General features: G+C 60.7%; 23 protein-coding genes and 2 pseudogenes. 10 read left to right on the top strand and 15 right to left on the bottom strand.

What is annotated here, in order from left to right; genetic code table 11:
- Positions 1-108 precede the first annotated feature (108 nt).
- Entirely contained in the window at positions 109-423 is a 315-nt protein-coding gene (locus tag BBF94_RS18150) for a DUF2388 domain-containing protein (RefSeq protein WP_065260365.1), read from the bottom strand.
- 247 nt (positions 424-670) lie between these two features.
- Between BBF94_RS18150 and BBF94_RS28455 the strand changes: the two are divergent.
- Positions 671-1429, top strand: a pseudogene (locus tag BBF94_RS28455) (MCP four helix bundle domain-containing protein); the annotation flags it as partial.
- Complete coding sequence (locus tag BBF94_RS28450) at positions 1421-2284, top strand: methyl-accepting chemotaxis protein (protein WP_404820955.1); 864 nt, start codon at positions 1421-1423, stop codon at positions 2282-2284. The pseudogene BBF94_RS28455 and the gene BBF94_RS28450, both read left to right, overlap by 9 nt.
- 42 nt (positions 2285-2326) lie before the next feature.
- Here BBF94_RS28450 and BBF94_RS18140 read toward each other — a convergent pair whose 3' ends face one another.
- From BBF94_RS18140 to BBF94_RS18130, 3 genes and pseudogenes are all read right to left on the bottom strand, one after another.
- Entirely contained in the window at positions 2327-2836 is a 510-nt protein-coding gene (locus tag BBF94_RS18140; RefSeq protein ID WP_065260363.1) for a hypothetical protein, read from the bottom strand.
- On the bottom strand, positions 2833-4068 hold the full coding sequence (locus tag BBF94_RS18135; protein WP_065260362.1) for an ATP-binding protein: 1236 nt from the start codon (positions 4066-4068) through the stop codon (positions 2833-2835). Before BBF94_RS18135 ends, BBF94_RS18140 begins: the two co-directional genes overlap by 4 nt.
- A gap of 163 nt (positions 4069-4231) precedes the next feature.
- Positions 4232-4656, bottom strand: a pseudogene (locus BBF94_RS18130) (nuclear transport factor 2 family protein).
- 433 nt (positions 4657-5089) lie between these two features.
- Here BBF94_RS18130 and mqo point away from each other — a divergent pair.
- A complete protein-coding gene (gene mqo / locus BBF94_RS18125) occupies positions 5090-6739 on the top strand; it encodes a malate dehydrogenase (quinone) (protein WP_065260361.1) in 1650 nt (549 codons plus the stop codon).
- 67 nt (positions 6740-6806) lie between these two features.
- Here the strand turns inward: mqo and BBF94_RS18120 are convergent, their stop codons facing one another.
- Positions 6807-7235 (bottom strand): nuclear transport factor 2 family protein, encoded by a 429-nt coding sequence (locus BBF94_RS18120; RefSeq protein WP_065260360.1) that lies wholly within the window; start codon positions 7233-7235, stop codon positions 6807-6809.
- 452 nt (positions 7236-7687) lie between these two features.
- On the opposite strand from BBF94_RS18120, the gene BBF94_RS18110 reads away from it, so the two are divergent.
- Entirely contained in the window at positions 7688-8899 is a 1212-nt protein-coding gene (locus tag BBF94_RS18110; RefSeq protein ID WP_065260359.1) for a helix-turn-helix domain-containing protein, read from the top strand.
- Between the two features lie 32 nt (positions 8900-8931).
- Positions 8932-9564 carry a Vgb family protein gene (locus tag BBF94_RS18105; protein WP_065260358.1) on the top strand — a complete coding sequence of 211 codons (633 nt, stop codon included), beginning with the start codon at positions 8932-8934 and terminating at the stop codon, positions 9562-9564.
- Positions 9565-9568: 4 nt separating this feature from the next.
- On the opposite strand, the gene BBF94_RS18100 is transcribed toward BBF94_RS18105, so the two are convergent.
- A complete protein-coding gene (locus BBF94_RS18100; RefSeq protein ID WP_065260357.1) occupies positions 9569-10435 on the bottom strand; it encodes a CAP domain-containing protein in 867 nt (288 codons plus the stop codon).
- Positions 10436-10574: 139 nt separating this feature from the next.
- Entirely contained in the window at positions 10575-11345 is a 771-nt protein-coding gene (locus tag BBF94_RS18095) for an alpha/beta hydrolase (protein ID WP_065260356.1), read from the bottom strand.
- 102 nt (positions 11346-11447) lie between these two features.
- Between BBF94_RS18095 and BBF94_RS18090 the strand changes: the two genes are divergently transcribed.
- Positions 11448-12392 carry an aldo/keto reductase gene (locus BBF94_RS18090; RefSeq protein WP_176704471.1) on the top strand — a complete coding sequence of 315 codons (945 nt, stop codon included), beginning with the start codon at positions 11448-11450 and terminating at the stop codon, positions 12390-12392.
- A gap of 18 nt (positions 12393-12410) precedes the next feature.
- Here the strand turns inward: BBF94_RS18090 and paoC are convergent, their stop codons facing one another.
- From paoC to paoA, 3 genes are read right to left on the bottom strand one after another with little or no spacing between them, the layout of a single operon-like run.
- Positions 12411-14609 carry an aldehyde oxidoreductase molybdenum-binding subunit PaoC gene (gene paoC, locus BBF94_RS18085; protein ID WP_065260354.1) on the bottom strand — a complete coding sequence of 733 codons (2199 nt, stop codon included), beginning with the start codon at positions 14607-14609 and terminating at the stop codon, positions 12411-12413.
- A complete protein-coding gene (locus BBF94_RS18080) occupies positions 14606-15559 on the bottom strand; it encodes an FAD binding domain-containing protein (RefSeq protein ID WP_065260353.1) in 954 nt (317 codons plus the stop codon). The genes paoC and BBF94_RS18080 overlap by 4 nt, the downstream gene beginning before the upstream one ends.
- Positions 15556-16197, bottom strand: a complete 642-nt coding sequence (gene paoA / locus BBF94_RS18075; RefSeq protein WP_065260352.1) for an aldehyde dehydrogenase iron-sulfur subunit PaoA — start codon at positions 16195-16197, stop codon at positions 15556-15558. Before paoA ends, BBF94_RS18080 begins: the two co-directional genes overlap by 4 nt.
- 271 nt (positions 16198-16468) lie before the next feature.
- Between paoA and BBF94_RS18070 the strand changes: the two genes are divergently transcribed.
- Positions 16469-16678: a hypothetical protein gene (locus tag BBF94_RS18070; RefSeq protein WP_065260351.1), complete on the top strand. Its 210-nt coding sequence runs from the start codon at positions 16469-16471 to the stop codon at positions 16676-16678.
- A gap of 42 nt (positions 16679-16720) precedes the next feature.
- On the opposite strand, the gene BBF94_RS18065 is transcribed toward BBF94_RS18070, so the two are convergent.
- Positions 16721-16993, bottom strand: a complete 273-nt coding sequence (locus BBF94_RS18065; protein ID WP_065260350.1) for a hypothetical protein — start codon at positions 16991-16993, stop codon at positions 16721-16723.
- A gap of 230 nt (positions 16994-17223) precedes the next feature.
- On the opposite strand from BBF94_RS18065, the gene BBF94_RS18060 reads away from it, so the two are divergent.
- A complete protein-coding gene (locus BBF94_RS18060) occupies positions 17224-18288 on the top strand; it encodes a hypothetical protein (protein ID WP_065260349.1) in 1065 nt (354 codons plus the stop codon).
- 18 nt (positions 18289-18306) lie between these two features.
- Complete coding sequence (locus BBF94_RS18055) at positions 18307-18660, top strand: DUF1428 domain-containing protein (protein ID WP_065260348.1); 354 nt, start codon at positions 18307-18309, stop codon at positions 18658-18660.
- Positions 18661-18675: 15 nt separating this feature from the next.
- Here BBF94_RS18055 and BBF94_RS18050 read toward each other — a convergent pair whose 3' ends face one another.
- Positions 18676-18870, bottom strand: a complete 195-nt coding sequence (locus BBF94_RS18050; RefSeq protein WP_065260347.1) for a hypothetical protein — start codon at positions 18868-18870, stop codon at positions 18676-18678.
- A gap of 107 nt (positions 18871-18977) precedes the next feature.
- Between BBF94_RS18050 and thpR the strand changes: the two genes are divergently transcribed.
- The gene (gene thpR / locus BBF94_RS18045; protein ID WP_065260346.1) at positions 18978-19517 is read left to right on the top strand and encodes an RNA 2',3'-cyclic phosphodiesterase; all 540 of its coding nucleotides are present in this window, start codon (positions 18978-18980) and stop codon (positions 19515-19517) included.
- A gap of 240 nt (positions 19518-19757) precedes the next feature.
- Here the strand turns inward: thpR and BBF94_RS18040 are convergent, their stop codons facing one another.
- The 3 genes from BBF94_RS18040 to BBF94_RS18030 all read right to left on the bottom strand — a co-directional run bounded on the left by BBF94_RS18040 (position 19758) and on the right by BBF94_RS18030 (position 22766).
- Positions 19758-20855, bottom strand: a complete 1098-nt coding sequence (locus BBF94_RS18040) for a polyamine ABC transporter substrate-binding protein (RefSeq protein WP_065260345.1) — start codon at positions 20853-20855, stop codon at positions 19758-19760.
- A 157-nt stretch (positions 20856-21012) separates the two neighbouring features.
- The gene (locus tag BBF94_RS18035) at positions 21013-21888 is read right to left on the bottom strand and encodes an ABC transporter permease subunit (protein WP_065260344.1); all 876 of its coding nucleotides are present in this window, start codon (positions 21886-21888) and stop codon (positions 21013-21015) included.
- Entirely contained in the window at positions 21885-22766 is an 882-nt protein-coding gene (locus BBF94_RS18030; RefSeq protein ID WP_176704472.1) for an ABC transporter permease subunit, read from the bottom strand. The genes BBF94_RS18035 and BBF94_RS18030 overlap by 4 nt, the downstream gene beginning before the upstream one ends.
- Positions 22767-22778: the final 12 nt, after the last annotated feature.

Here is a 22778-nt window from a genome sequence, read left to right as displayed (position 1 = left end):
CATCATAGAGGCCGTTCGACGATTTTGCCCATGGTCGCCCGGCTGCCGTCCATCGGCAGAGCGCGGAGGTGGCAAATCCGTCCGCCACCGTCGTCGAGCATGGGGCTGTTACTGCGACAGGCCTTCGTAATGGGCCAGGATCGCATTGGCCAGCTCTTCGTCACTGGCGTTCAGTCCCGGGTTGGCCTGACGAACCTGTTGCAGCGCCGACTCCAGGTACGCGCCACGGATCGCTCCGCCGCTGGCGACAAACGCGGACAGGTCGTCACGGGCCGGAATCACCATTTTGTGATCCTTGAAGGTGGAATACAGCGATGCGGAAACACCTGCCGAAGTAGCGACATCTCCCGCATCCACGCGGGCGAAGGCCGAGCCGAATGGCAGGCAGAGCACAAGAGACGAAACAAGTAATAAACGACGCATGACGGTGTTCCTCCAGCAGCGTAAAGCGAAAAGGAATTACCACATAATGTGAGAGGTGCCTCATGGCTCGGGAGTTCCATGCGCTGGAACAAGTTCTCGGGGCTGTAAACCGATAACTGCCGCACAGTATTCTTTTTTACCGGATGTGACGACACACGTTGCGACGCTCTAACCCGGCGGGTTCGCGGAAATAGGCTTAACTGAAGCTTTGAAAGCGCTGTGCGGCGCGACCAGGGAGGAAATCACCGTGTCGATCAAACTGCGTTTGGTGTTGCTGATTGCGACCAGTCTGCTGACGGCGCTGATCGTGAGTCTGGTCAGTTATGTCGGTAATCAGCGGATGGCGTCGGCGGTCAGTGACAACGCGGTCAGCATGAGCGCACTGCGCAATCACATGGAAGCCGACATGATGCATGACGCCCTGCGTGCCGACGTCTATTCGGCCATGCTGGTGGGGCTGGGCAAAGGCGCCGGCACGGCGGACGAGGTGCGCCGCTCCGTCGAAGAGCATGCCGCGCATTTTCGCGAAGTCCTCGGCGAAAACCTCAAACTGCCTCTGGACGCCTCGATCCGTACGGCGCTGGAACATATCCGGCCGAGTCTCGATACTTACATCAACGCCGGCGAGCGGATTGTCGGGCTGGCGCTGGACAACCCGGACACGGCGCAGCAGGAACTCGGTACGTTCAGTGCCGCGTTCAGCCAGCTCGAAGAACAGATGGCCTCCTTGAGCGAACTGATCGAAAGCAATACCCGGCAGACCAGCCAGGGCACCGAAGCCGCGATCCGCAATGCCAACATGGCCCTTGGCATTGTGCTGATCGCCAGCCTGTTGCTGCTGGCGGTTCAGGGGCGCTGGGTGATCCTGAGCATCACCGGTCCGTTGAAAACCGCCAGCCGCATTGCCGAAAGCATCGCCCATGGCAACCTCGGCGAGCCCATCGCCGAGCCATCGGGCAAGGACGAGGCCAGCGCGCTGATCCGTACGCTGGCAACCATGCAGCGGGATCTGCGCGAGATGATCGACGTGGTACGGCGCAATGCCCACGGCGTCAGTGGCATGAGCGAGCAACTGAGCCACGGTTGCCATCGGGTGGCCGACAGCAGCCAGCAGCAAAGCGCCGCGGCAGGCACCATGGCCGCCGCCGCGAGCCAGATGACCGCCAGCATCGAAGAAATCACCCGGCATGCCGAGCGGGCCCTGAGCATGGCCAGTCAGGCCGAGGCGCTGGCCAAGAATGGCGGGCAGGTCATTCATCAGGTGGTCAGCGACATGGATGACATCGCCCGTTCCGCCCAGCAGTCGGCGCAGGTGATTCGCACCCTGGATCATGAGTCCGAGGGCATTTTCAACATCATCCAGGTGATCAAGAGCATCGCCGACCAGACCAACCTGCTGGCGCTCAACGCGGCCATCGAAGCCGCACGGGCGGGGGAGCAGGGCAGAGGGTTTGCGGTGGTCGCCGACGAGGTGCGCAGCCTGGCTGCCCGTACCAGCGCCTCCACTCAGGAAATCGCCGCGATGGTCGCCCGCATCCAGAACAGCACCCGCGAAGCGGTCAGCAGCATGGAGGCGGGCGTGGCCCAGGTCGACAAAGGCATGGCCGTCACCGCCGATGTCGAGCGCGCCATCCGTGAAATCCTCGATGCCACCCTCAACACCACACAACTGGTCAACGACATCACCCGCACCATCGGTGAGCAAAGTCAGGCCAGCAACGAAATCGCCCATCAGGTGGAAATGATCGCCGGCATGTCGGAAGGCAACAGCAAGGTGATCGGCGAAACGGCGAATACGACGGATGAACTGTCCAGTCTGGCGGGGCGGCTGGCGCAGTCGGTGGATCGGTTTCGGTTGTGAGGGGAATACAGTTTTTTGTTCAAGGTGGGCTCAGTAAGCGGATCACTGATCCGCTTTTCGCCGCACGTTGATAGTAGCCTCAACCTTTAGTCTGAAATTGTACCTTGAGTTGAAACGATTCTTGGCGTTGAGTTCTGGTTTAACGAAGGGGGACTTTTTGTTGCAGACGTAGGCGATTTTTGGGTGGTAGTTAGCCAGGAATTGCTCGCCGTGTGCATCAATCAAAAATTGAATTGTCGACTCCAACTGTTTGATCCCTTGTCCTTGCCAGCCCCCTCCATCTCGGTCTTTCAACTCAACGAGGTACAGCGCGTCATCAGTCCTCAGCATGCAGTCACATCGATCCCGACCTTTTTCTTCACCGTCTTTGATCACGCATTTGTCAATCGCGGTAAATACAATCGACTTTTGAAGGGGATTCAATACCGAGGCTATCCATTCTTTCCGGTTTCCTGTGTCGATATAAGCCACTGGAAACTCTTGATCGTCACGTAGCCAAAATTCGGCATCAGTAAACGGACCTGTCTGACAGCGGATATCAAGAAAATTCATCCTTTCAGCTCATCCTCGATATCAAGGAGCGCATCAAATAAATCATTGCCTTCTTGCAAGGATCTGTTCAGAAAATTGTCATCGGAAGGAATGCCATCAACCATTGGCAGCTTCTTGATAGATCCGGTTTTTTCGTCGGCTTGGTAAATCGCCAACTCATTGATGTCCACTAGCGCATGCAAGGGGATAACCGCTGCGAGTTTAGGGAGCAGCTCCTTACCGCGTTTTTCCTTGAGAATGTTGTCCTGCAGGTGTTTGCCTTGTACGGCAATCGTCAGGTAATTCACCACATACGGGCTATGAGTTGTCATCACCAGGCGGTTGTTCTGTCCGTGATTAAATTGCAAGAGGCTCTGCAAAACACTCCATTGCGACTGTGGGTACAGATTCTGCTCGGGCTCTTCGACGATATTGATAAACGCTGATTTGTTGAATCTGGAAGACAATGTGGAGAGCGCGATACGTCTTTGCTCTTCAGTCAGCGAATCAATGGAAAAGATCTGTTTAACCTCTTTTCTGAACCGATCCAGTTCATCAGCACTCATGGTCTCTTGTCGCTCTTCGCTGCGTTCTTGAACCGCGTTGGACAGGTAGTGGCTCACCAGATGCAATGGCACGGCAGACTGAAAACCACTGGAAGCGTCTGCCAGCCTGAGTTTGTAGTTTGATTCACGAATATTGAGGATATCGTTCAGTTTGTCATATTCGAGTTCTGCCTGATTGATAGGCAGCAGCAGAGCGCCTTTCATATTGGCTTTGGCTGCATCGAATTCGGTCAGGAATTCCTTGAGGGAATCCGAGGACAGTTTCAGCTCGCGAGGGTGCCTGACATAGGAAATGAAATTGCGCTCGGCAGGTACGTACATGATCTGAGGCAGATGGTAGCTACCACCTTTTGATTCAGAGATATGCAACTGTCCCCGCAGAAAATGGATCGAGTAGGCCTCGCCCTCGTATTCGATCTCTGTTGCATCAGTGAGGTAGTGCTCCAGCCTGTGATAAGTCAAAAAAGGCTTGATGAACTTGTTCTTTCTCTCGAACCATTTTTTTTCGTAATCACCCCGAACCAACGCCTTTTCGATCCAAGAAAAGGTCGAGTAGAGCTTGGCCAGTGTACTTTTGCCGGAGCCCTGGTTGCCCACGAATACGGTCACGCGTTTGAACTCTATCCAGTCGTCGTTCTTCACACCATCGCGGATAGGGCCAAAATGCTTGACGCGTAGTCGGGTCATTGATCACTCCATAAGGACGAGCTTTTGCGGTATAGCTGTGCAGCATATCAGGGCGGGGAATAAACGGGAGTGTCAAATCGGAACGAAAAGTACAGATACGGACAGGTTTTTTTGAAAACATAAAGGCTCTGGCGAAGCAATGGCCAGAGCCTTTATGTTTTCATCAGAACTTGTAAGCCTGTCGCCCAACCAGCAGCCACTTGCCATCCTGCTTCTGCCAGATCTGGAAGTTCTCGATTTCGGTTGTTACGATCTCGATCCCTTTGATGGCCTGCCCGAAAAATGGTGGCGAACCAGCGCGGTGTCACCGGCAAGGGTGATGGTCTGTTTCTGCATTTCCAGTGTATTGAATGCGCTCTTGCCGCTTTCGATATCGGCAATGAAATCCTTTTTGTCCTGAATCTTGCCGCTGGAATGGCCGTAGGTGAGGTTGTCAGCAGTCAGGGCGTTCAGTGCGGCAATATCCTTGTGCAGCATCGCCTGGGTAAGGTGGTCAACTGCCTGGGCGACCTCTTGCTCCGCCGGCGCAGCGGCGACATAACCACTGAAGAGGCAGAACAGACCGAGCAGCATTTTGGTTTTGTTCATGGTTTTTCCTTTTTGTTGTAGATCATCGAAGTGGCTGAATGATTTATCAGTCGTCGTACAACCTGGCGGGATTGTTGCCGCGGTTGAAAGTGCCTCTGGAGCCCATCGAAAACTATCCGGTCGCGAACAGACGCGCGGGTTTGCCCTGACGTGATATTCTTCGCGCCACTTGGTTTGACCCCATTCAGTCTGGCGCGCTTTTCGGCGGGCCGACCGAACCCCTGTCGCTCAAGTAGCTGAAGCCAATAATGATAAAAAGTCAGTTCAGAAGGGACATATAACTGAGGTCGACGCAGCCTGTCGGCCTTGTGTGCCCACCCGTCAAAATTGAAGTGTGCCGGACTCCGCGATGCTGGCCTGAGTGTCGCGAGAACAGGGGAACGCATACGCACAACAGCGGCGGGCGGAAGACGTTTTATCATAGGTGCAACAGATGTTTAAAAAAGTGAACACAGCCCTGCTGGGGCTGGCTTTGGCGATGGGGATGTCGTCCGCCAATGCCGAAGAAGCAAAGAAAGTCGACGTCCTGCTGATCGGCGGCGGCATCATGAGCACCACCCTGGGTGTGTGGATCAATGAGCTGGAGCCGAGCTGGTCGATGGAAATGGTCGAGCGCCTCGACGGCGTCGCCCTGGAAAGCTCCAACGGCTGGAACAACGCCGGTACCGGTCACTCCGCCCTGGCCGAGCTGAACTACACCCCGGAAGACGATAAAGGCAACGTCACGATCCCGAAAGCCGTCGAGATCAACGAAGCGTTCCAGGTCTCCCGTCAGTTCTGGGCCTGGCAGGTTCAGCAAGGCGTTCTGAAGAACCCTCGCTCGTTCATCAACACCACGCCGCACATGAGCTTCGTGTGGGGCGATGACAACATCAAGTTCCTGAAAAAGCGCTACGAAGCCCTGCAGGCGAGCCCGCTGTTCGCCGGCATGCAGTACTCCGAAGACCCGGAAGTGATCAAGAAGTGGGTCCCGCTGATGATGGAAGGGCGTGACCCGAACCAGAAGATTGCGGCCACCTGGAGCCCGCTGGGCACCGACATGAACTTCGGCGAAATCACCCGCCAGTTCGCCGGTTACCTGCAGACCAAGCCTAACTTCGACCTGAAACTGTCGAGCGAAGTACAGGACATCACCAAGAACGCCGACGGCACCTGGCGTGTCAGCTACAAGAACCTGAAAGACGGCACCAAGACCGAAACCGACGCCAAGTTCGTGTTCATCGGCGCCGGCGGCGGTGCCCTGCACCTGCTGCAGAAGTCCGGTATCGAAGAAGCCAGGGAATACGCCGGCTTCCCGGTAGGCGGCTCGTTCCTGGTGACCGATAACCCGGCCATCGCCGAGCAGCACCTGGCCAAGGCCTACGGTAAAGCATCGGTCGGCGCACCGCCGATGTCCGTTCCGCACCTGGACACCCGTGTTCTGGACGGCAAGCGCGTCATCCTGTTTGGCCCGTTCGCGACCTTCAGCACCAAGTTCCTGAAGGAAGGTTCGTACCTGGACCTGCTGACCAGCACCACCACCCACAACATCTGGCCCATGACCAAGGTCGGCATCAAGGAATACCCGCTGGTCGAGTACCTGGCCGGTCAACTGATGCTGTCGGATGAAGACCGCCTGAACGCGCTGAAGGAATACTTCCCGAACGCGAAAGCCGAAGACTGGCGCCTGTGGCAAGCCGGCCAGCGCGTGCAGATCATCAAGCGTGATGAAGCCGCTGGCGGCGTGCTGAAACTGGGCACCGAAATCGTTGCTTCGAAAGACGGCTCCATCGCCGGTCTGCTGGGCGCATCCCCAGGCGCATCGACCGCTGCACCGATCATGCTGAGCGTGCTGCAGAAAGTCTTCAAGGACAAGGTCGCTACCCCTGAGTGGCAAGCCAAGCTGCACCAGATCGTTCCAAGCTACGGCACCCAGCTGAACAACGATCCAGCCAAAGTGGCCGAAGAGTGGGCCTACACCGCCAAAATCCTGCAACTGCCAACTCCACCGGTGATTGGCCAGGCTGCACCTGCGGCGGCACCTGCTTCGGCTGAAAAGCCACAGGCTCCGAAAGAAAGCGCTGCACGTGACATGGCGCTGTAATTCAGACGCCTGACACACTAAGCCCACTGAACCGATAACGGTCAGTGGGCTTTTTTGTGCCCGGAGTTCAGGCCTTGGCGTTGGCCAGATAAGCCCCAAGCCGCCGCCCCATCTCTTCCCCCAACGCCTGCAACCCGCTCAACGGCCGCACCATCACCTCGAACTCGACGATCTTGCCCTGTTCATCGAAGCGGATCATGTCGATGCCTTTCAGCTCTCTGGTCCCGACCTTGGCGCTGAATTCCAGCACCACGTTCAAGCCGTCCGCCGTCGCCAGTTCACGGTGGTATTTGAAGTCTTCGAATACGTTGGACACGGTGTTGAGGATCATCGAGACCACTGGCGCGCCGGGGTAAGGCGTGTGGGCCATCGGCGAGCGGAACACGGCTTGCGGATCGAGCAGGTCGGGCAGGGCCTTCAGGTTGCCGGTACGGATCATGTCGTGCCAGCGGTTCAGGGATTCGGCGGCGTTGGGATGCAGGTTCAGTTCGGACATGGTTTCACTCCTGTATTTTTGTTGTTCTTGGCCTGGCGCCAATGACTCTAGATCAAAGCGGCGCAAGGGAAACCAACCGTACCGATCTGAATATCGCAACATGCACGGGTCAGATCCATCTGATCCGCTTTTTCCTGTTGAATCTGCATCTGTAACCGTCTCAGCCAGGCGCCCAGAATAGCCCTGCGGTTCGGCCACACAGCACGCGCTTCATTCCGAAGCGCCCGGTGCGCCGGACATTCAGTATTCAGGAGGCCTGTATGGCTAAGATGGCGATTTTCCTCGGCGGCTTTCTCGTGTTGACCATTATGATCGGTGTTCTGGCCACGATTTCACCGGTCTGAGCCATTCCGTGCCAGTCGGTCTTGCGCGGGCCGTGACTGGTATCTGCGCAGAATCTGGTCTAAACCGGGGTATCCCTTCACTGGAGTACCCACCGTGGCGCCTATGTCATGGACTCGCTGATCAACGCCGCAGGCCACGCCCTGGCGGTGGGTGATCCGTTGGCGGCGCTGAATTTCGTGGCCCTGCGCGAAGATCCGCCCGCCCTGGCTCTGCGCGGAATCGCCATGGCCCAGCTCGGCGACATGGCGCGGGCCAAGGCCTTGCTGCAACGGGCGGTAAAAGCGTTCGGTGCCAACGAGCCGTTGTCCCGGGTGCGCTGCGTGGTGGCCGAGGCAGAAGTGGCGCTGGCGGCGCGGGATCTGGGCTGGCCGGTGAAGGCGCTGGAAGCAGCGCAGCAGACACTGCACGATCACGGCGACCGGCTCAATGCAGCGCACGCGCGCTATCTGCAGATCCGTCGGTTGCTGTTGATCGGGCAGTTGAATGAGGCTGATGCGCTGCTCGATGAACAGGATTCTGCGCCCTGGCCCCCGGCCTTGCGCGCCGCCCATGAACTGATGTCAGCCGGGATTGCGCTGCGGCGAGTGCAGGCGCACAAGGCGCAAGCGGCGCTGGAGCGTGCGCAACGGGCGGCGCAGCTGGCCGACATTCCGGCGCTGCTGGCGGAGATCGAACACGCCCGGCAAACCCTCGACGCTCCCGCCGCCCGATTGCGCATTGCCGGTGACGTGAAAACGGTGACGCTCGCACAGGTCGAAGCCTTGTTTGCGTCTGCGACGCTGGTGGTGGATGCCTGTCGCTACAGCGTGCGCGGCGCCGGCATGACGGTGGCGCTGGCTACACGACCGGTGCTGTTCAATCTGCTGCAACTGCTCGCTGAAGCCTGGCCGGGGGATGTTCCCCGAGAGACGCTGATCGCCAAGGCCTTTCGTTTGAAACTGGATGATGAATCCCACCGCGTCCGATTGCGGGTCGAGATCGGACGGCTGCGCGCCGCACTTAAGCCGTTGGCCGGAATCACGGCGACGTCCCGTGGCTATGCGCTGGTCGCGCAAGACGTGGCGCTGCTGACATTGCCGCTCGAAGACAGACACGCCGCACTGTTGGCCCTGCTCGCCGACGGCGAGGCGTGGTCGAGTTCGGCGCTGGCGCTGGCCTTGGGCGGCAGTCAGCGTCAGGTACAACGGGCGCTGGAAACGTTGGCCGGGCAAGACAAGGTCCAGGCGTTCGGTGTCGGCCGGGCACGACGCTGGCTGACGCCGCCGGTGCCGGGTTTCGCGACGATCTTGTTACTCCCGGTGTCGTTGGGCAATGGCTAGGCTGGACTCACCCACTCAACGAGGTAGTCAGCATGAAACAGGCAAACGCAGAAATCCTTCGGGAATACGGCCCGTTTGAAGGCATCCATGGCGTCCATGGTGTGACCTTCGACGGCCAGCAGGTCTGGTTCGCCAGCGACGGCCAGCTCAATGCACTGGACCCGGCCAGCGGCGAAACGGTGCGCACGATCAAGGTCGGCGCCGATGGTGGCACGGCGTTCGATGGCAAGCATCTGTATCAGATTGCCGACCGCCGTATCCTCAAGATCGATCCGGCCTCCGGCAAGGTGCTCCATACCATCGCGGCGCCCGGCGGTGGAGGCGATTCGGGCATGGCCTGGGCGGAGGGCACGTTGTGGGTCGGGCAGTATCGCGAGCGCAAGATCCATCAGATCGACCCGGAAACCGGCAAGATCCTTCGCACGCTGGAGTCGAACCGCTTTGTCACCGGCGTGACCTGGGTCGACGGTGCGCTGTGGCACGGGACGTGGGAGGGCGACGAGAGCGAGATCCGGCGCATCGATCCGGGCAACGGCGAAGTGCTCGAAAGCCTTGCGTTGCCGGTCGGCATCGGTGTCTCGGGACTGGAAGCCGATGGCGGTGAGCGTTTCTACTGTGGCGGTGGGAACACCAGCAGTGTGAAGGCGGTGCGCCGGCCCAAGTGAAACCTCACGGCGCGCCGAACAGCATCGTCCAGTACACGCCGTTGTCACTGCGGGCGTCACTGGCAAAACCGGCGCCGACCTGGGTGAACATCGGGTTCATCAGGTTGGCGCAATGCCCGGGGCTGGCGAGCCAGCCGGCCATTGCACTGCTCGGCGAACTTTGCCCGGCGGCGATGTTCTCGCCGATCTGCCGGCCACGGTAGCCGGCGGCGCGGGCCCGGTCGGCCGGCATATCGCCGTCCGGGTCCTGATGGGCGAAATAGTTGCCGTAGGCCATGGCCTTGCTGTGGCCCTGGGCAGCGGCGCCGAGGGAAGGGTTCCAGCTCAAGGGCCGGGCAGCGGCGAAACGCTGGCGTCCGCACAGGCGCGGCCGGGCGCGGGCAGCGTTGACTTGTGCCAGCAGGGCCTTGCCGACACTGCGGTTGTCGCCCATGTGACTGTCAATGACTGGCCGCGCCAGTACTACCTGCCATTCGTTGCGGGCGCGGCTGATGCCGATGTCGGCGTACTGCGCATCGACCAGTGCGCTGCAATGTTCGTCCTGCAACTGATCGAACGCCTCTTCGGCATCCTCGGCCCCGACAATGCGGATGCTGCGCACGGCCACCGCCGAATAACCGGAAGCCTTCAACTGCTCGCGCAATCCACCGCCGTAGCCATAGCCGATGGGCAACGCAATATTCTGTTTGAGCGCCAGGGGTGCCAGACGTTGTGCCGCACGCCGGTCACAGCGTTGCGGATGGGCGCGCAGGTCATTGATGGCGGCCGCCAGTTGGCGTTCCGCGCCGGCATGGGCAGAGGAGGCGAGCAAAGGAGAGAGGATCAACAGGCACAGCGAAACGAAGCGAGACGAACGAACGGCGTGGCGCATGGGACGCAAGACTCTGAAAAAAGACAGCGCTGACAGGGAGTTAACCGCGAATGCGCGCGGGTAGGACTGGCCTTTTTGTGCTTGGTTCACGAAGAGGCGGGGGCTTTCGCCGGCTGCCGACGAAGTGCACAAATGCCGTTCAGCGATTCAGCATTTCCTTCATCGATTGCAGGTATTGCGGCCGCTCGGAAATCGAGTTGTGCGCCGAATCCTTCACGGCTTCGAGCGTCGCCACACCGTCGGGAAAGCTGTGCAGCAGGCGCTCCGTGCTGGCCCGGGGGACGACCTCGTCATCGCTCGCTGCCAACAGCAGCGTCGGCACACGGATGTGCGCCGCATATCTGCCCGACTCGAAACGCTCCTTCAGCAGCCACTTCACCGGCACCCACGGGTAATGCTCGACGGCGAGTTCTACAAGGCCGTTGAACGGCGTGACCAGAACCAGCCGCGTCACCGGTCGTTGGCTGGCCAGCCGTACCGCAACGCCGGAGCCCAGGCTGCGCCCGATCAGGGCGACCTGCGGATGCCTGGCAAACACCTGATCGAACAACGCGAGGGCATCCCGGGCAATCGCTTCTTCGGATGGGGAACCGCCACTGCCACCGAAGCCGCGATAATGCAGCAGGTAGATCGCGTAGTCGGGAAACGCCTCGGCAAAGGCCGGCAGATTGCGCGAGACGTCCTCGGCATTGCCACCGAAATAGATCAACGCCCGCGCCCCTGAATGCTCGCGGACACTGACGCGAATGTCTGCATCGGGCATTGTCAGGGTCATCCGCGATTGCGCCGAATCCACTGAGCCCGCCTGCGGAAAATAGATCAGCGAGCGCTGGAACACGAACAGCGCTGCACACAGGATCAGGTACAGCGCCAGCAGCAAAGCGACGAGTGACATCAGGATTCTGGACATTCGACTAACTTTAACGGGACGTGAAGGTTCGCCCATGCAGTGTAGTTGAGCCTTCCCTGGCGACCGCCGCCGCACACAAGGTGCAACAACAGAGAGGCGAGCATGAGCCACACTGAGGGTTGTTCACGTCGCCGTCTGCTCAAACTGGCAGCCGGTGTTACCGCACTTATCACCGTTGACCGGGCGTTGGCTGCCGCCACGTCGTCGAGTGCCCCCGGAGGCCTGAGCATGCAGACCCGCGCCATCCCTTCCAGCTCCGAGCTGCTGCCTGTGGTAGGGCTGGGCACCTATCGCGGCTTCGACGTCGCGCCGGGCGAGCCGGCCTATAGACAATTGCCGGCGGTACTCGACGAGTTGTTCAGAAAGGGCGGCACGCTGATCGACAGTTCACCGATGTATGGCCGCGCCGAAGAAACCACCGGCGAGCTGCTGTCGATTCACGAACCGCGTTCACCGGCGTTTCTGGCGACCAAGGTGTGGACCCGCGGGCGCGAGGAGGGCATCGCGCAGATGGAAAACTCCTTTCGCCTGCTGCGTACCGAGCGTATCGACCTGATGCAGATCCACAATCTGCTGGACTGGCAGACTCACCTGCCGACCCTGCGTGAATGGAAGGAGCAGAGTCGCATCCGCTACATCGGCATCACCCATTACACGCCCTCGGCCTATGACGAAGTGGAAGCGGTGCTGAAGGCCGAACCGTTCGACTTCCTGCAGATCAACTACGCCCTGGACGACCGTGGCGTGGAAAAACGCATTCTGCCGTTGTGCCGCGAACGGGGTGTGGCGGTGATCTGCAACCGGCCGTTTGGCGGTGGCGGGCTGCTGGCCCGGCTCAAGGGTAAACCGTTGCCGGGCTGGGTGTCGGACGTGCAGGTCAACAGCTGGCCGCAACTGGCGCTGAAGTTTTTGTTGTCGAACACGGCAGTGACTTGCGTGATCCCCGGCACCGGCAACCCGCGTTACATGGCCGACAATGCCGGCGCCGGGTTCGGGCCGATGCTGACCGATGCACAGCGCCAGCAATTGATTGCACTGGTCGGGTAATTTCCATCGCGAGCGGATTCAGATCATCGGTGGCAGCGAGTCCAGAATTTTGTCCAGGGTAATCGGATACTCCCGCACTCGTGCCCCGGTGGCGTTGTAGATGGCATTCGCCACCGCCGCACTGACCCCGCAGATGCCCAGTTCGCCCACGCCCTTGGCCTTCATCGGCGAAGAAATCGGGTCGGTTTCATCGAGGAAGATCACCTCCTGATGCGGGATGTCGGCATGCACCGGCACTTCGTAACCGGCCAGATCGTGATTGACGAAAAAGCCCAGGCGTTTGTCCACCGCCAGCTCTTCCATCAGTGCTGCACCGACCCCCATGGTCATGGCACCGATCACCTGGCTGCGGGCGGTTTTCGGGTTGAGGATCCGCCCCGCAGAGCAGACCGCGAGCATGCGCCGCACGCGCACTTCCCCGGTAAAGGCATCGACCGCGACTTCGACGAAATGCGCACCGAAGGTCGACTGCTGATACTGCTTGGCGAGGTCGGCGAACTCGATGCTGTCCTCGGCTTCGATCGCGCCGTTTTGCGCGGCATTACGCAATGGCACCTGTCGGCTGCCGAGCTGCACGTGACCCTCGGCGAACACCGCTTCGCCTTCGGTCATGCCCAGTTTCTTCGTCACCGCTTCGCGCAGTTTCATGCACGCAGCGTAGACCCCTGCAGTCGAGCAATTGGCGCCGAACTGACCGCCGGAGCCGGACGACACCGGAAAATTCGAATCCCCCAGATGCACTGTCACGTCCGCCAGTTCCACGCCCATCATTTCGGCTGCGGTCTGCGCGATGATCGTGTAGCTGCCGGTGCCGATATCGGTCATGTCGGTTTCCACTGTGATCTTGCCGTCACGCTCCAGCCGCACCTTGGCGCCGGATTTCACCAGCAGGTTATTGCGAATCGCTGCCGCCACGCCCATGCCGATCAGCCAGCGACCTTCGCGACGGGTGCCGGGTGTTGCGTTGCGCTTGTCCCAGCCGAAGTGTTCGGCGCCGGTTTGCAGGCATTCGATCAGGCGTCGTCGGGAGAACGGTCGCTCGGTTTTCACCGGATCGACCTGGGTGTCGTTGAGGATGCGGAACTGGATCGGGTCGAGTTTGAGCTTTTCCGCCATCTCGTCCATGGCGATTTCCAGCACCATCAGGCCGGGGGCTTCGCCGGGGGCGCGCATGGCATTGCCTTCCGGCAGGTCCAGCGGCGCGAGACGCATGCTCACCAGACGATTTTCCCCGGCGTAGAGCAACTGGCTCGGTTGCGCGGCCAGTTCGACCTTGCCCTCGGCCAGGTTGCCCGACCAGCCTTCGTGGGCGATGGCGGTGAGTTTGCCGTCCGTCGTGGCCCCCAAACGAATACGCTGGAGGGTGGCCGGGCGGTGCGTGGTGTTGTTGGCCATCTGTGGACGGGCGAGGGCGACCTTCACCGGGCGGCTGGCCAGACGTGCGCCGAGGGCGGCCAGGATCGCGTCGGCGCGGATGAACAGCTTGCCGCCGAAACCGCCGCCAATATAGGGCGAAATCAACCGCACCTTGTCTTTGGGCAGGCCCAGTGTGGCGGCGATGTCACCGACGCTCCAGGCGATCATCTGGTTCGAGGTCCACAGGGTCAGATGATCGCCTTGCCAGGCGGCGAGGGTTGCGTGGGGCTCCATCATGGCGTGGGACTGGTCCGGGGTGCTGTAGGTCTGGTCGAACTGCACCGCAGCGGCGGCGAAGGCCGTGTCGAAGTCGCCGTGCCTCACGTCCGGCAACTCGTCCTTCGGCTCTACGCCTTGATCGCGCACGGCGGCCAGATCGAACCGGCCTTTGTCGACGCTGTACTCGACATGGACCAACTGCGCCGCAGCGCGGGCCTGTTCGAAGGTTTCGGCAACCACCAGCGCCACGGCCTGGTGATAATGCTGCACCTCGGGGCCGGCCAGCAGATGCGCGGCGTTGTACTTGCCCTTGCCGAGCTTGCCGGCATTGGCCGCCGTGACGATGGCCAGCACGCCGGGTGCGGCGCGAGCCTGATCCAGGTCCATGCGCGTGATGCGGCCCTTGGCGATGGCGGAGCCGACCATGAAACCGTAGGCCTGATGCTGCGCGGCTTCATGCTGCTCGTAAGCGTAGGGCGCCTGGCCGCAGGTTTTCAGCGGGCCTTCGATGCGGTCGGTGGGCTGGCCGATGACCTTCAATCGGTCAATGGGGTTGGTGGTGGCGGGTGTGTCGAATTTCATGCTTCGTCCCTCGCTTGGGCCAGCACCGAGGCGAGCGTGCGCTCCACCAGCGTTACCTTGAACCGGTTGTCAGGGGTGGGGGTGGCACCGTCGAGCAGGCGCGCACTGACGGCTTTCGCGCCCTGCGGCAACAGCGTTTCGGCGGCTTCTACCCGCCAGGGTTTCGGCGCGATGCCACCGACGGCGACGCGGCCGCTGCCATCCTTTTGCAGGATCAGACCGACGGACACCAACGCGAAGGCATAGGACGAGCGATCCCGCACCTTGTGATAAATGTGAGTGCCGCCAATCGGCGCGGGCAGGGTGACGCCGGTGATCAATTCGCCGGGCGTGAGCGCGGTTTCGATATGCGGCGTACTGCCGGGCAACGAATGAAAATCGGCCATGGCGATGCGCCGGGTGTTGCCATCGGGGTTGAGGGTTTCGATCTGCGCATCCAGCGCCCGCAGGGCAATCGCCATGTCGCTCGGGTGCGTGGCAATGCACGCGTCGCTGACGCCGATGATGCCCAGTTGCCGAGTGACGCCACCCATCGCCGCGCAGCCACTGCCGGGAGTGCGTTTGTTGCAGGCCTGATTAGTGTCGTAGAAGTACGGGCAACGGGTGCGTTGCAACAGGTTGCCGGCGGTGGTTGCCATGTTGCGCAACTGCCCCGAGGCCCCGGCCAGCAAGGCCCGGGAGAGCAGGGCGTAGTCCTTGCGTACACGCGGGTCGGCGGCCAGGTCGGTGTTGCGCACCAGCGCGCCGATGCGCAGACCGCCCTCGGGGGTGGCCTCGGTCTGGTCGAGGCCCAAGTGATTGATGTCGATCAACTGCTGCGGCGTTTCGATGCCGAGCTTCATCAAGTCCAGCAGGTTGGTGCCGCCGGCGATGAACCGCGTACCTTGTGCTAGCGCCGCTTGCGCAGCGGCGGCGGGAGAGTCGGCTCGACTGTAATTGAACGCTCTCATGCCGAGACCTCCGCGACTTCGCTGATGGCTTCGATGATGTTGGAGTACGCACCACAACGGCAGATGTTGCCGCTCATGCGTTCCTGCAACTCGCTGGTGATCAGTTGCGGCGGCTCGGTCAGGCTGGGGCTGGCGTGACTGGGTATGCCGTCGCGAATTTCCTTGAGCGCCGCCACCGCCGAGCAGATTTGCCCGGGCGTGCAATAGCCGCATTGATAACCATCATGTTTGATGAACGCGGCCTGCATCGGATGCAGCCGGTCCGGCAAGCCGAGGCCTTCGACGGTGGTGACTTTGGCGCCGTCCTGCATCACGGCCAGGGTCAGGCAGGAATTGATTCGCCGGCCATCGACGATCACCGTGCAGGCGCCGCACTGGCCGTGGTCGCAGCCCTTTTTGCTGCCGGTCAGGTGCAGGTGTTCGCGCAGGGCGTCGAGCAATGTGGTGCGGTTATCGACTTCAAGGGCCTGGGGTTTGCCGTTGACCTCAAACGTTACGTTGGCCATGGCCGGTTGCTCCAGATGGGCCGCATAGGCCTTGAGACTGATGAAGGGTGGCAACGCAAACGCGGTGGCGGTCACGGCGCCGAGAATCAGAAACCGGCGTCGGGACAGCCCCGAGGGCGGATGATCGTTCATGGCTGGTAGTCCTCTGATCAGGTCGGGCGGGCGACAAATGACCCGCGCGTGAACGCCGGCGTGGTGGCCAGTCTTGGTCTGTTCTAGGAGTGACCGCAGGGGGGAGGAAAAGGTTTTGTCGGATTTTGGCCCCGGCGCCAGGCTTGAAAACGGGGCGATCAACGGTCATGGACCGTCAGTGAATCATCGGCGTTTTCCTCGGTCGAAGTCGCGGCTGCGCACCGCGCTGACCATTTCCGTCGTCAAGACCCAGGTTTTAGGGAAATTCCGAATGATGCGTGCAACAACCCTGCTGCTGACTGTTTCCGCTGCCGTTTTGCTCGGCGGCTGTGTGGCGGACTTTGATGATGACTATCGCCATGGCCGGCATTACGACCGCGATCATGGCCGTTACTACGATCATGACCGGCGTTGGGATGATCGCGACTATGACCGTCGCGACGGGCGTCGCTATCATCGTGGTGATAACGACGACCAGTAATGAGCAAAAAGGGGCGCTCCCGCACGGGAACGCCCTTTGGCATTAAAAATGAGCGTTCGCCCGGACGCTGGATCGCGCAGGCACGGAGGCCTCGATGTCCAGCAAATGGGTGGCGAGTATGTCGCTCAGAAAGCGGAACTGATCGTTGAGGCCCACCACTTCATTGCTGAAATGATTGCTCGCGGCGGGCATCAGCAGATCTTCGAAATCTTCGTTGAACACCAAGGCCTGTGTCTTCAGCGACACCGGATGCTGGTCGTAATAGTTGTTGCCGAAGACCGGGAAGCTCACGGCGAGGGTGACGGTATGACTCATGATGTGAACTCCTCGTGGTGTGTGTCTCGGATGGGTGAATCCTGCGCCGGACGCGTCTGATGCGGAAGGCAATCGTCGTAATGGTGATCATCGACGTCAGTGATGGTTGGAACAAAAGCTGAAATCCCGCGCCCGGATCGAGGATCGATACAACCGGACAAACGGCTGAAACCCACACCTATACTCAAGTCGTTACCTCCAGATCTGACCCACCAAAGGACACCGCCACCGTGAACCTGCGTGCGCTGATCGTCGCCGCACTGATGTTGCTGGCCGGTTGCGCAACCACGGCGCGGGGCCCGGCGAGCGCGCCGGCGGTGGTGGTATCGCCGGCCACCTGGCAGCAGATCGACCGGGACATCGTTGCAGCGTCCCGGCAGTCCACCGAGCAGGTCAAGGCTTTCGCCCGTGGTTCGATGGAACATTGGCGCATTCGGGTCTACGAGCAAACTGAAGAAAAATTCATCCCGTGGTTCAGCAGCTACTGGACCCAGGAATGGCTGTCGATGAAGGTCAGCTGGTACACCCTCAGCGCCGGTGGCGAGCAGGATGCCTCTTCAAAACGTCTGGCCGCGTATTTGCTGGAGCAATATCAGGAGCGGGTGCTGGCGCCGGTGGCGCTGGAGATTGACCCGGACGCGATCCTCGCCCAATCCACCGCGTTCTACGCGCAACTGATGGCACAGCAGATGCCGGTCATCGCCCAGCGCTATGGCGTGCCTGTCGCCCAGCTCAACGGCCACTTGCAGAAAATCCCCGCCATTGCCCTCGGCCCGCCGCCGGCCCGGGATGCCTCGCTGTACCAGGTGCTCAGCACCGAGCCGCTGAACACCTTGCCGGCCTATGCCGCGTTGATCGACAAGATCCACACCGAAGGCGGAGCCAGGGGCATCGCTTCGACCGATGCCGGCATGGCTCCGGTGGCCAGGCGTGCCAGCCAGCGCATGGAAGCGGAAATGGCCCCCCGTGGGGCCGCCAGTGCAGTGGCAGCAGCGGCAGGCAAGCTTGTCGGCGGGCTGATTTCGGCGGGCGTGGCAGGCATCCGCGCCATCCTTCAGGCCAATGATCGCCCGGACAGCGAAGCGCTGATCCGCAGCAGCCTGGGCAACACGTTCGACAAGAGCTGGCTGAAACTGCTGCAGAACCCGACGACCGGTGTGATGGCCGGCACGCTGCACATGGCGGCGCAGGTGGAGGGAAGTCTGGGCAGGTCGGACGAACCGTCGGTCGGATCGGGTGCAACACCCGTCGAATGGCACCCGCCCGAGTCGACTATCCAGCAGATGGATCCCTAAACCCGCAGGAGAACGACCATGGCTTACATCGATGTTTTTGTCGCACCCATCCCGAATGCCAATCGCGACCAGTACAGGAAACACTGCGAAATCGCCGCCAAGCTGTTCAAGGAGTACGGCGCACTGGAGGTGGTTCAAGGCTGGGGTGATGACGTGCCGGACGGCAAGGTCACCTCATTTCCGATGGCCGTGAAACTCAAGGACGGAGAAACCGTGTCGGCCGGCTGGCTGGTCTGGCCGGACAAGGCCACCCGCGACGCCGGCATGGGCAAAATGATGGAAGACCCGCGCATGCAACCGGACGTCAATCCGATGCCGTTCGATGGGCAGCGAATGATCTTCGGCGGCTTCAAGGACATTCTCGAGTCTTGATGCAGCGCTGCCGGATCACTCCGCCGACGGGGTGATCCGGCAGCCTTTTCGATTGCGGATCTGCTCGTCCGTCGGCCGCTCGCGGACAAATTCGAAACGCGGTTCTCCCTCGCTGTAATGCACCAGCCAGCCCCATTCCAGTTCCTTCTCATCCTGTCCGGGATTCGGTGGCCGGGCCCACCAGGGTTCTTTGCTGAGGACCTCGCGCATGGCGTTCTCCAATTGACGGCAATCGTTGAACTATAAACCCCAGGCCGAGAGTCGCCAGAAACGGGCGTGTAGAATCCAGAGATCTCGACGAACGAAGGAGCGTGGCCATGACGGACGAAACACGCGAGGATCAACCGTTCAAGCGGCTGTTCTTCGCCCTCGACTGCCCACCGGCACAACGCAAGGCGATTGCCCAGTGGCGCAGCGAGCTGGGCTTGCGTACCGGCAAACCGGTGCCGGCGGACAATTTTCACCTGACGCTGCTGTTTCTCGGCGCGGTGCCGTTGGCACAGATTGGTGAAGTCTGTGAGGCAGCGTCCAAAGTGAGTACTCCGGGCGAGGTGCTGAGGATTTCGCTGGATCGCTTGCAGGTGTGGCGGCGTGCCGGGGTGTTGTCGTTGGCGCCGGAGCAGGCACCGGCAGGCTTGTTGCGGCTGGTTTACGGACTGGAGCAGGCGATGTTGCCGTTCGGGTTTGAAGAGGCGACGCGAGAGTATCGTCCGCACCTGACACTGGTCCGGGACTATCGGGCGCCGGAGCCGGAATCCGCCACGCCACCGGAGTTCTTCCTGCGGGCTGAACGCTTTGCGCTGTTCGAATCCCACAAGGGCCGTTATCGAATTGTTCAGGATTGGCCGCTGACCTGAGCTCACAAAAAAAGGCGCCCGAGGGCGCCTGAATCACCTGAACCGAGGGAGGCCAGGTGAGGCCGTTCAGAGCGAGGGTGCAGCGGTGGTAAGGCGCTGCGTGAACGGAAAACATAGATTTCGGTGGGGCATGCTGACCTTGTGGGAGCGAGCTTGCTCGCGAAGTCGGTCTTCCAGTAAAGGATATGTTGACTGACATACCCTCTTCGCGAGCAAGCTCGCTCCCACAGGTTTATCCAGTTACTTGCCGAGTTTCACGCGAGTCCAGCCCCGGGTCATGATCCGTTGCGTGGCAATCGGTTGATCTGGCACCGCATACAGCGTGGCCATCACTTCCTGCGACGGGTACGAGCCCGGATCGTTGCGGATCGCTTCGTCCACCAGCGGCGTCGCTGCCGCGTTGGCATTGCTGTAGCCGTTGCTGTTGGTGATCTCGGCGATGATGTCCGGCCGCATCAGGAAGTCCATGAACAGGTAAGCGTTCTCGACGTTCGCCGCATCGCGCGGGATGGCGACCATGTCGTAGAAACTGCCGGCACCTTCCTTGGGAATGCTGTAGTCGATCACCACCTTGTTGCCCGATTCCACTGCGCGGGCCTTGGCCTGCAATACGTCACCGGAATAACCGACCGCCACGCAGATGTTGCCGTTGGCCAGATCCGAGATGTACTTCGAAGAGTGGAAGTACGCCACGTTCGGGCGAATCTTCATGAACAGCGCCTCGGCTTCCTTGATGTGCGCGGTGTCCTTGTCGTTCACCGGATAGCCCAGGTAGTGCAGGGCCGCCGGGATCATTTCGGTCGGCGAGTCGAGGAAACTGATGCCGCAAGCCTTGAGCTTCTCGGCGTTCTCCGGTTTGAACAGCAGGTCCCAGGAGTTGGTCGGCGCATTCTGGCCGAGCACTTCCCTGACTTTGGCCGGGTTGAACCCGATGCCGATCGAGCCCCACATGTACGGGAACGCATGGGCGTTGCCCGGATCACTGGCAGAGGCGTTTTTCAGCAGCACCGGGTTGAGATTCTTCCAGTTCGGCAGTTTCGATTTGTCCAGGGTCTGGTAGACCCCGGCCTTGATCTGCTTGGCCAGGAAACTGTTGGACGGCACCACGATGTCGTAGCCGGACTTGCCCGCGAGCAAACGCGCTTCGAGGGTTTCGTTGCTGTCGAACACATCGTAGGTCACGCGGATGCCGGTCTCGTCCTCGAACTTCTTGACGGTGTCCGGGGCGATGTAGTCCGACCAGTTGTAAACGCGCAGCACCTTGTCGTTGGCCTGGACGCCCGTGGCGATTGCGCCCATTAAGGACAGTGTCAGCAGAGTCCTGCCAAACATTTTCATCGGTACAACTCCATTCTTTTTATTCAAAACATTGGTGCACGTAAAACCCTGTGGCGAGGGAGCTTGCTCCCGCTTGAGTGCGCAGCACTCACAAGTTTCCGGGGCTGCTGCGCAGCCCGGCGGGAGCAAGCTCCCTCGCCACAAAAGCGGTAACTCTTCAAGCAGTGGCGGCGCGTTGCGGTTGCTGCCACGATTCGTTGGCGGTCTGATCCATCGCTTCCTGAATCGCACGCTTGCGGTTGGCTTCTGCCTTGCGACCGAAGTACCAGACCAGGAAGGTCACCAGCGACACCGCCAGCAGAATCAGGCTGGCCACGGCGTTGATCTCGGGCTTCACGCCCAGACGAACGGCCGAGAACACTTCCATCGGCAGAGTCGTCGAACCGGGGCCGGAGACGAAGCTCGCCAGCACCAGATCGTCCAGCGACAGAGCGAACGACATCATGCCGCCCGCTGCCAGCGACGGCGCGATCATCGGGATGGTGATCAGGAAAAACACCTTGAACGGTTTTGCGCCCAGATCCATCGCCGCTTCTTCGATCGACAGGTCCAGTTCACGCAGGCGGGCGGAGACTACCACCGCCACATAAGCGGCACAAAACGTGGTGTGGGCGATCCAGATCGTGACGATGCCACGCTCCTGCGGCCAGCCGATCAATTGCGCCATGGCCACGAACAGCAGCAACAGCGACAGACCGGTGATCACCTCGGGCATAACGAGCGGCGCGGTCACCAGGCCGCCGAACAGCGTACGGCCCTTGAAGCGCGTGACGCGGGTCAGCACGAACGCGGCGAGGGTGCCCAGTGCCACTGCCGCGACGGCGGTGTAGCAGGCGATCTCCAGCGAGCGCACCACCGAGCCCATCAGTTGTGTGTTGTCGAGCAGACCGACGTACCACTTCACCGACCAGCCGCCCCAGACCGTCACCAGTTTCGAGGCGTTGAACGAATAGATCACCAGAATCAGCATCGGCAGGTAGATGAACAGCAGGCCGAAGATCAGCATGAACTTTGAAAATCCGAAGCGTTTCATCCCCGTCCCTCCATCTCTTTGGCCTGGCTGCGGTTGAACAGCAGGATCGGCACAATCAGGATCAACAGCATCACCACCGCCAGGGCGGACGCCACCGGCCAGTCGCGGTTATTGAAGAACTCTTGCCACAGCACGCGACCGATCATCAGGGTCTCCGGGCCGCCCAGCAGTTCCGGAATCACGAACTCGCCCACCACCGGAATGAACACCAGCATGCAGCCGGCGATGATGCCGTTCTTGGCCAGCGGCACGGTGATTTTCCAGAAGTTGTTGAAGTTGCTCGAACCCAGATCCTGCGCGGCTTCCAGCAGGCTGCCATCATGCTTCACCAGGTTGGCGTAGAGCGGCAGCACCATGAACGGCAGATACGCGTAGACCACGCCGATATACACGGCGGTGTTGGTGTTGAGGATCTCGATCGGGTGATCGGTGAGCCCGGTCCACATCAGGAACGCGTTGAGCAGACCGTTGTTGCTGAGGATGCCCATCCACGCATACACGCGGATCAGGATCGCGGTCCAGGTCGGCATCATGATCAACAGCAGCAGGACGTTCTGCGCTTCCTTGCTGGCCTTGGTGATCGCGTAAGCCATCGGAAAGCCGATCACCAGGCACATCAGCGTGCTCAGTGCCGCGACCTTCAGCGAACCGAGGTAGGCCGACAGGTACAGCTCGTCTTCGCCGAGCATGGTGTAGTTGCCGAGGTTCAGGAACAGCTGAAATTTCTGTTCGGCGTAGGTGTAGATCTCCGAGTACGGCGGGATCGACAGCGCGGCTTCCGAGAAACTGATCTTCATCACCAGAAAGAACGGCAGCATGAAGAACAGGAACAGCCAGATGAACGGGATGCCGATGACGAACTTTCGCCCGCTGGGCACCAGACGCAGGCA

This window comes from Pseudomonas bananamidigenes, from assembly GCF_001679645.1.
Lineage (GTDB): Bacteria > Pseudomonadota > Gammaproteobacteria > Pseudomonadales > Pseudomonadaceae > Aquipseudomonas > Aquipseudomonas bananamidigenes.
The sequence above is the reverse complement of the archived record's forward strand: the minus strand, read 5'-3'. Positions and strand labels throughout refer to the sequence as shown.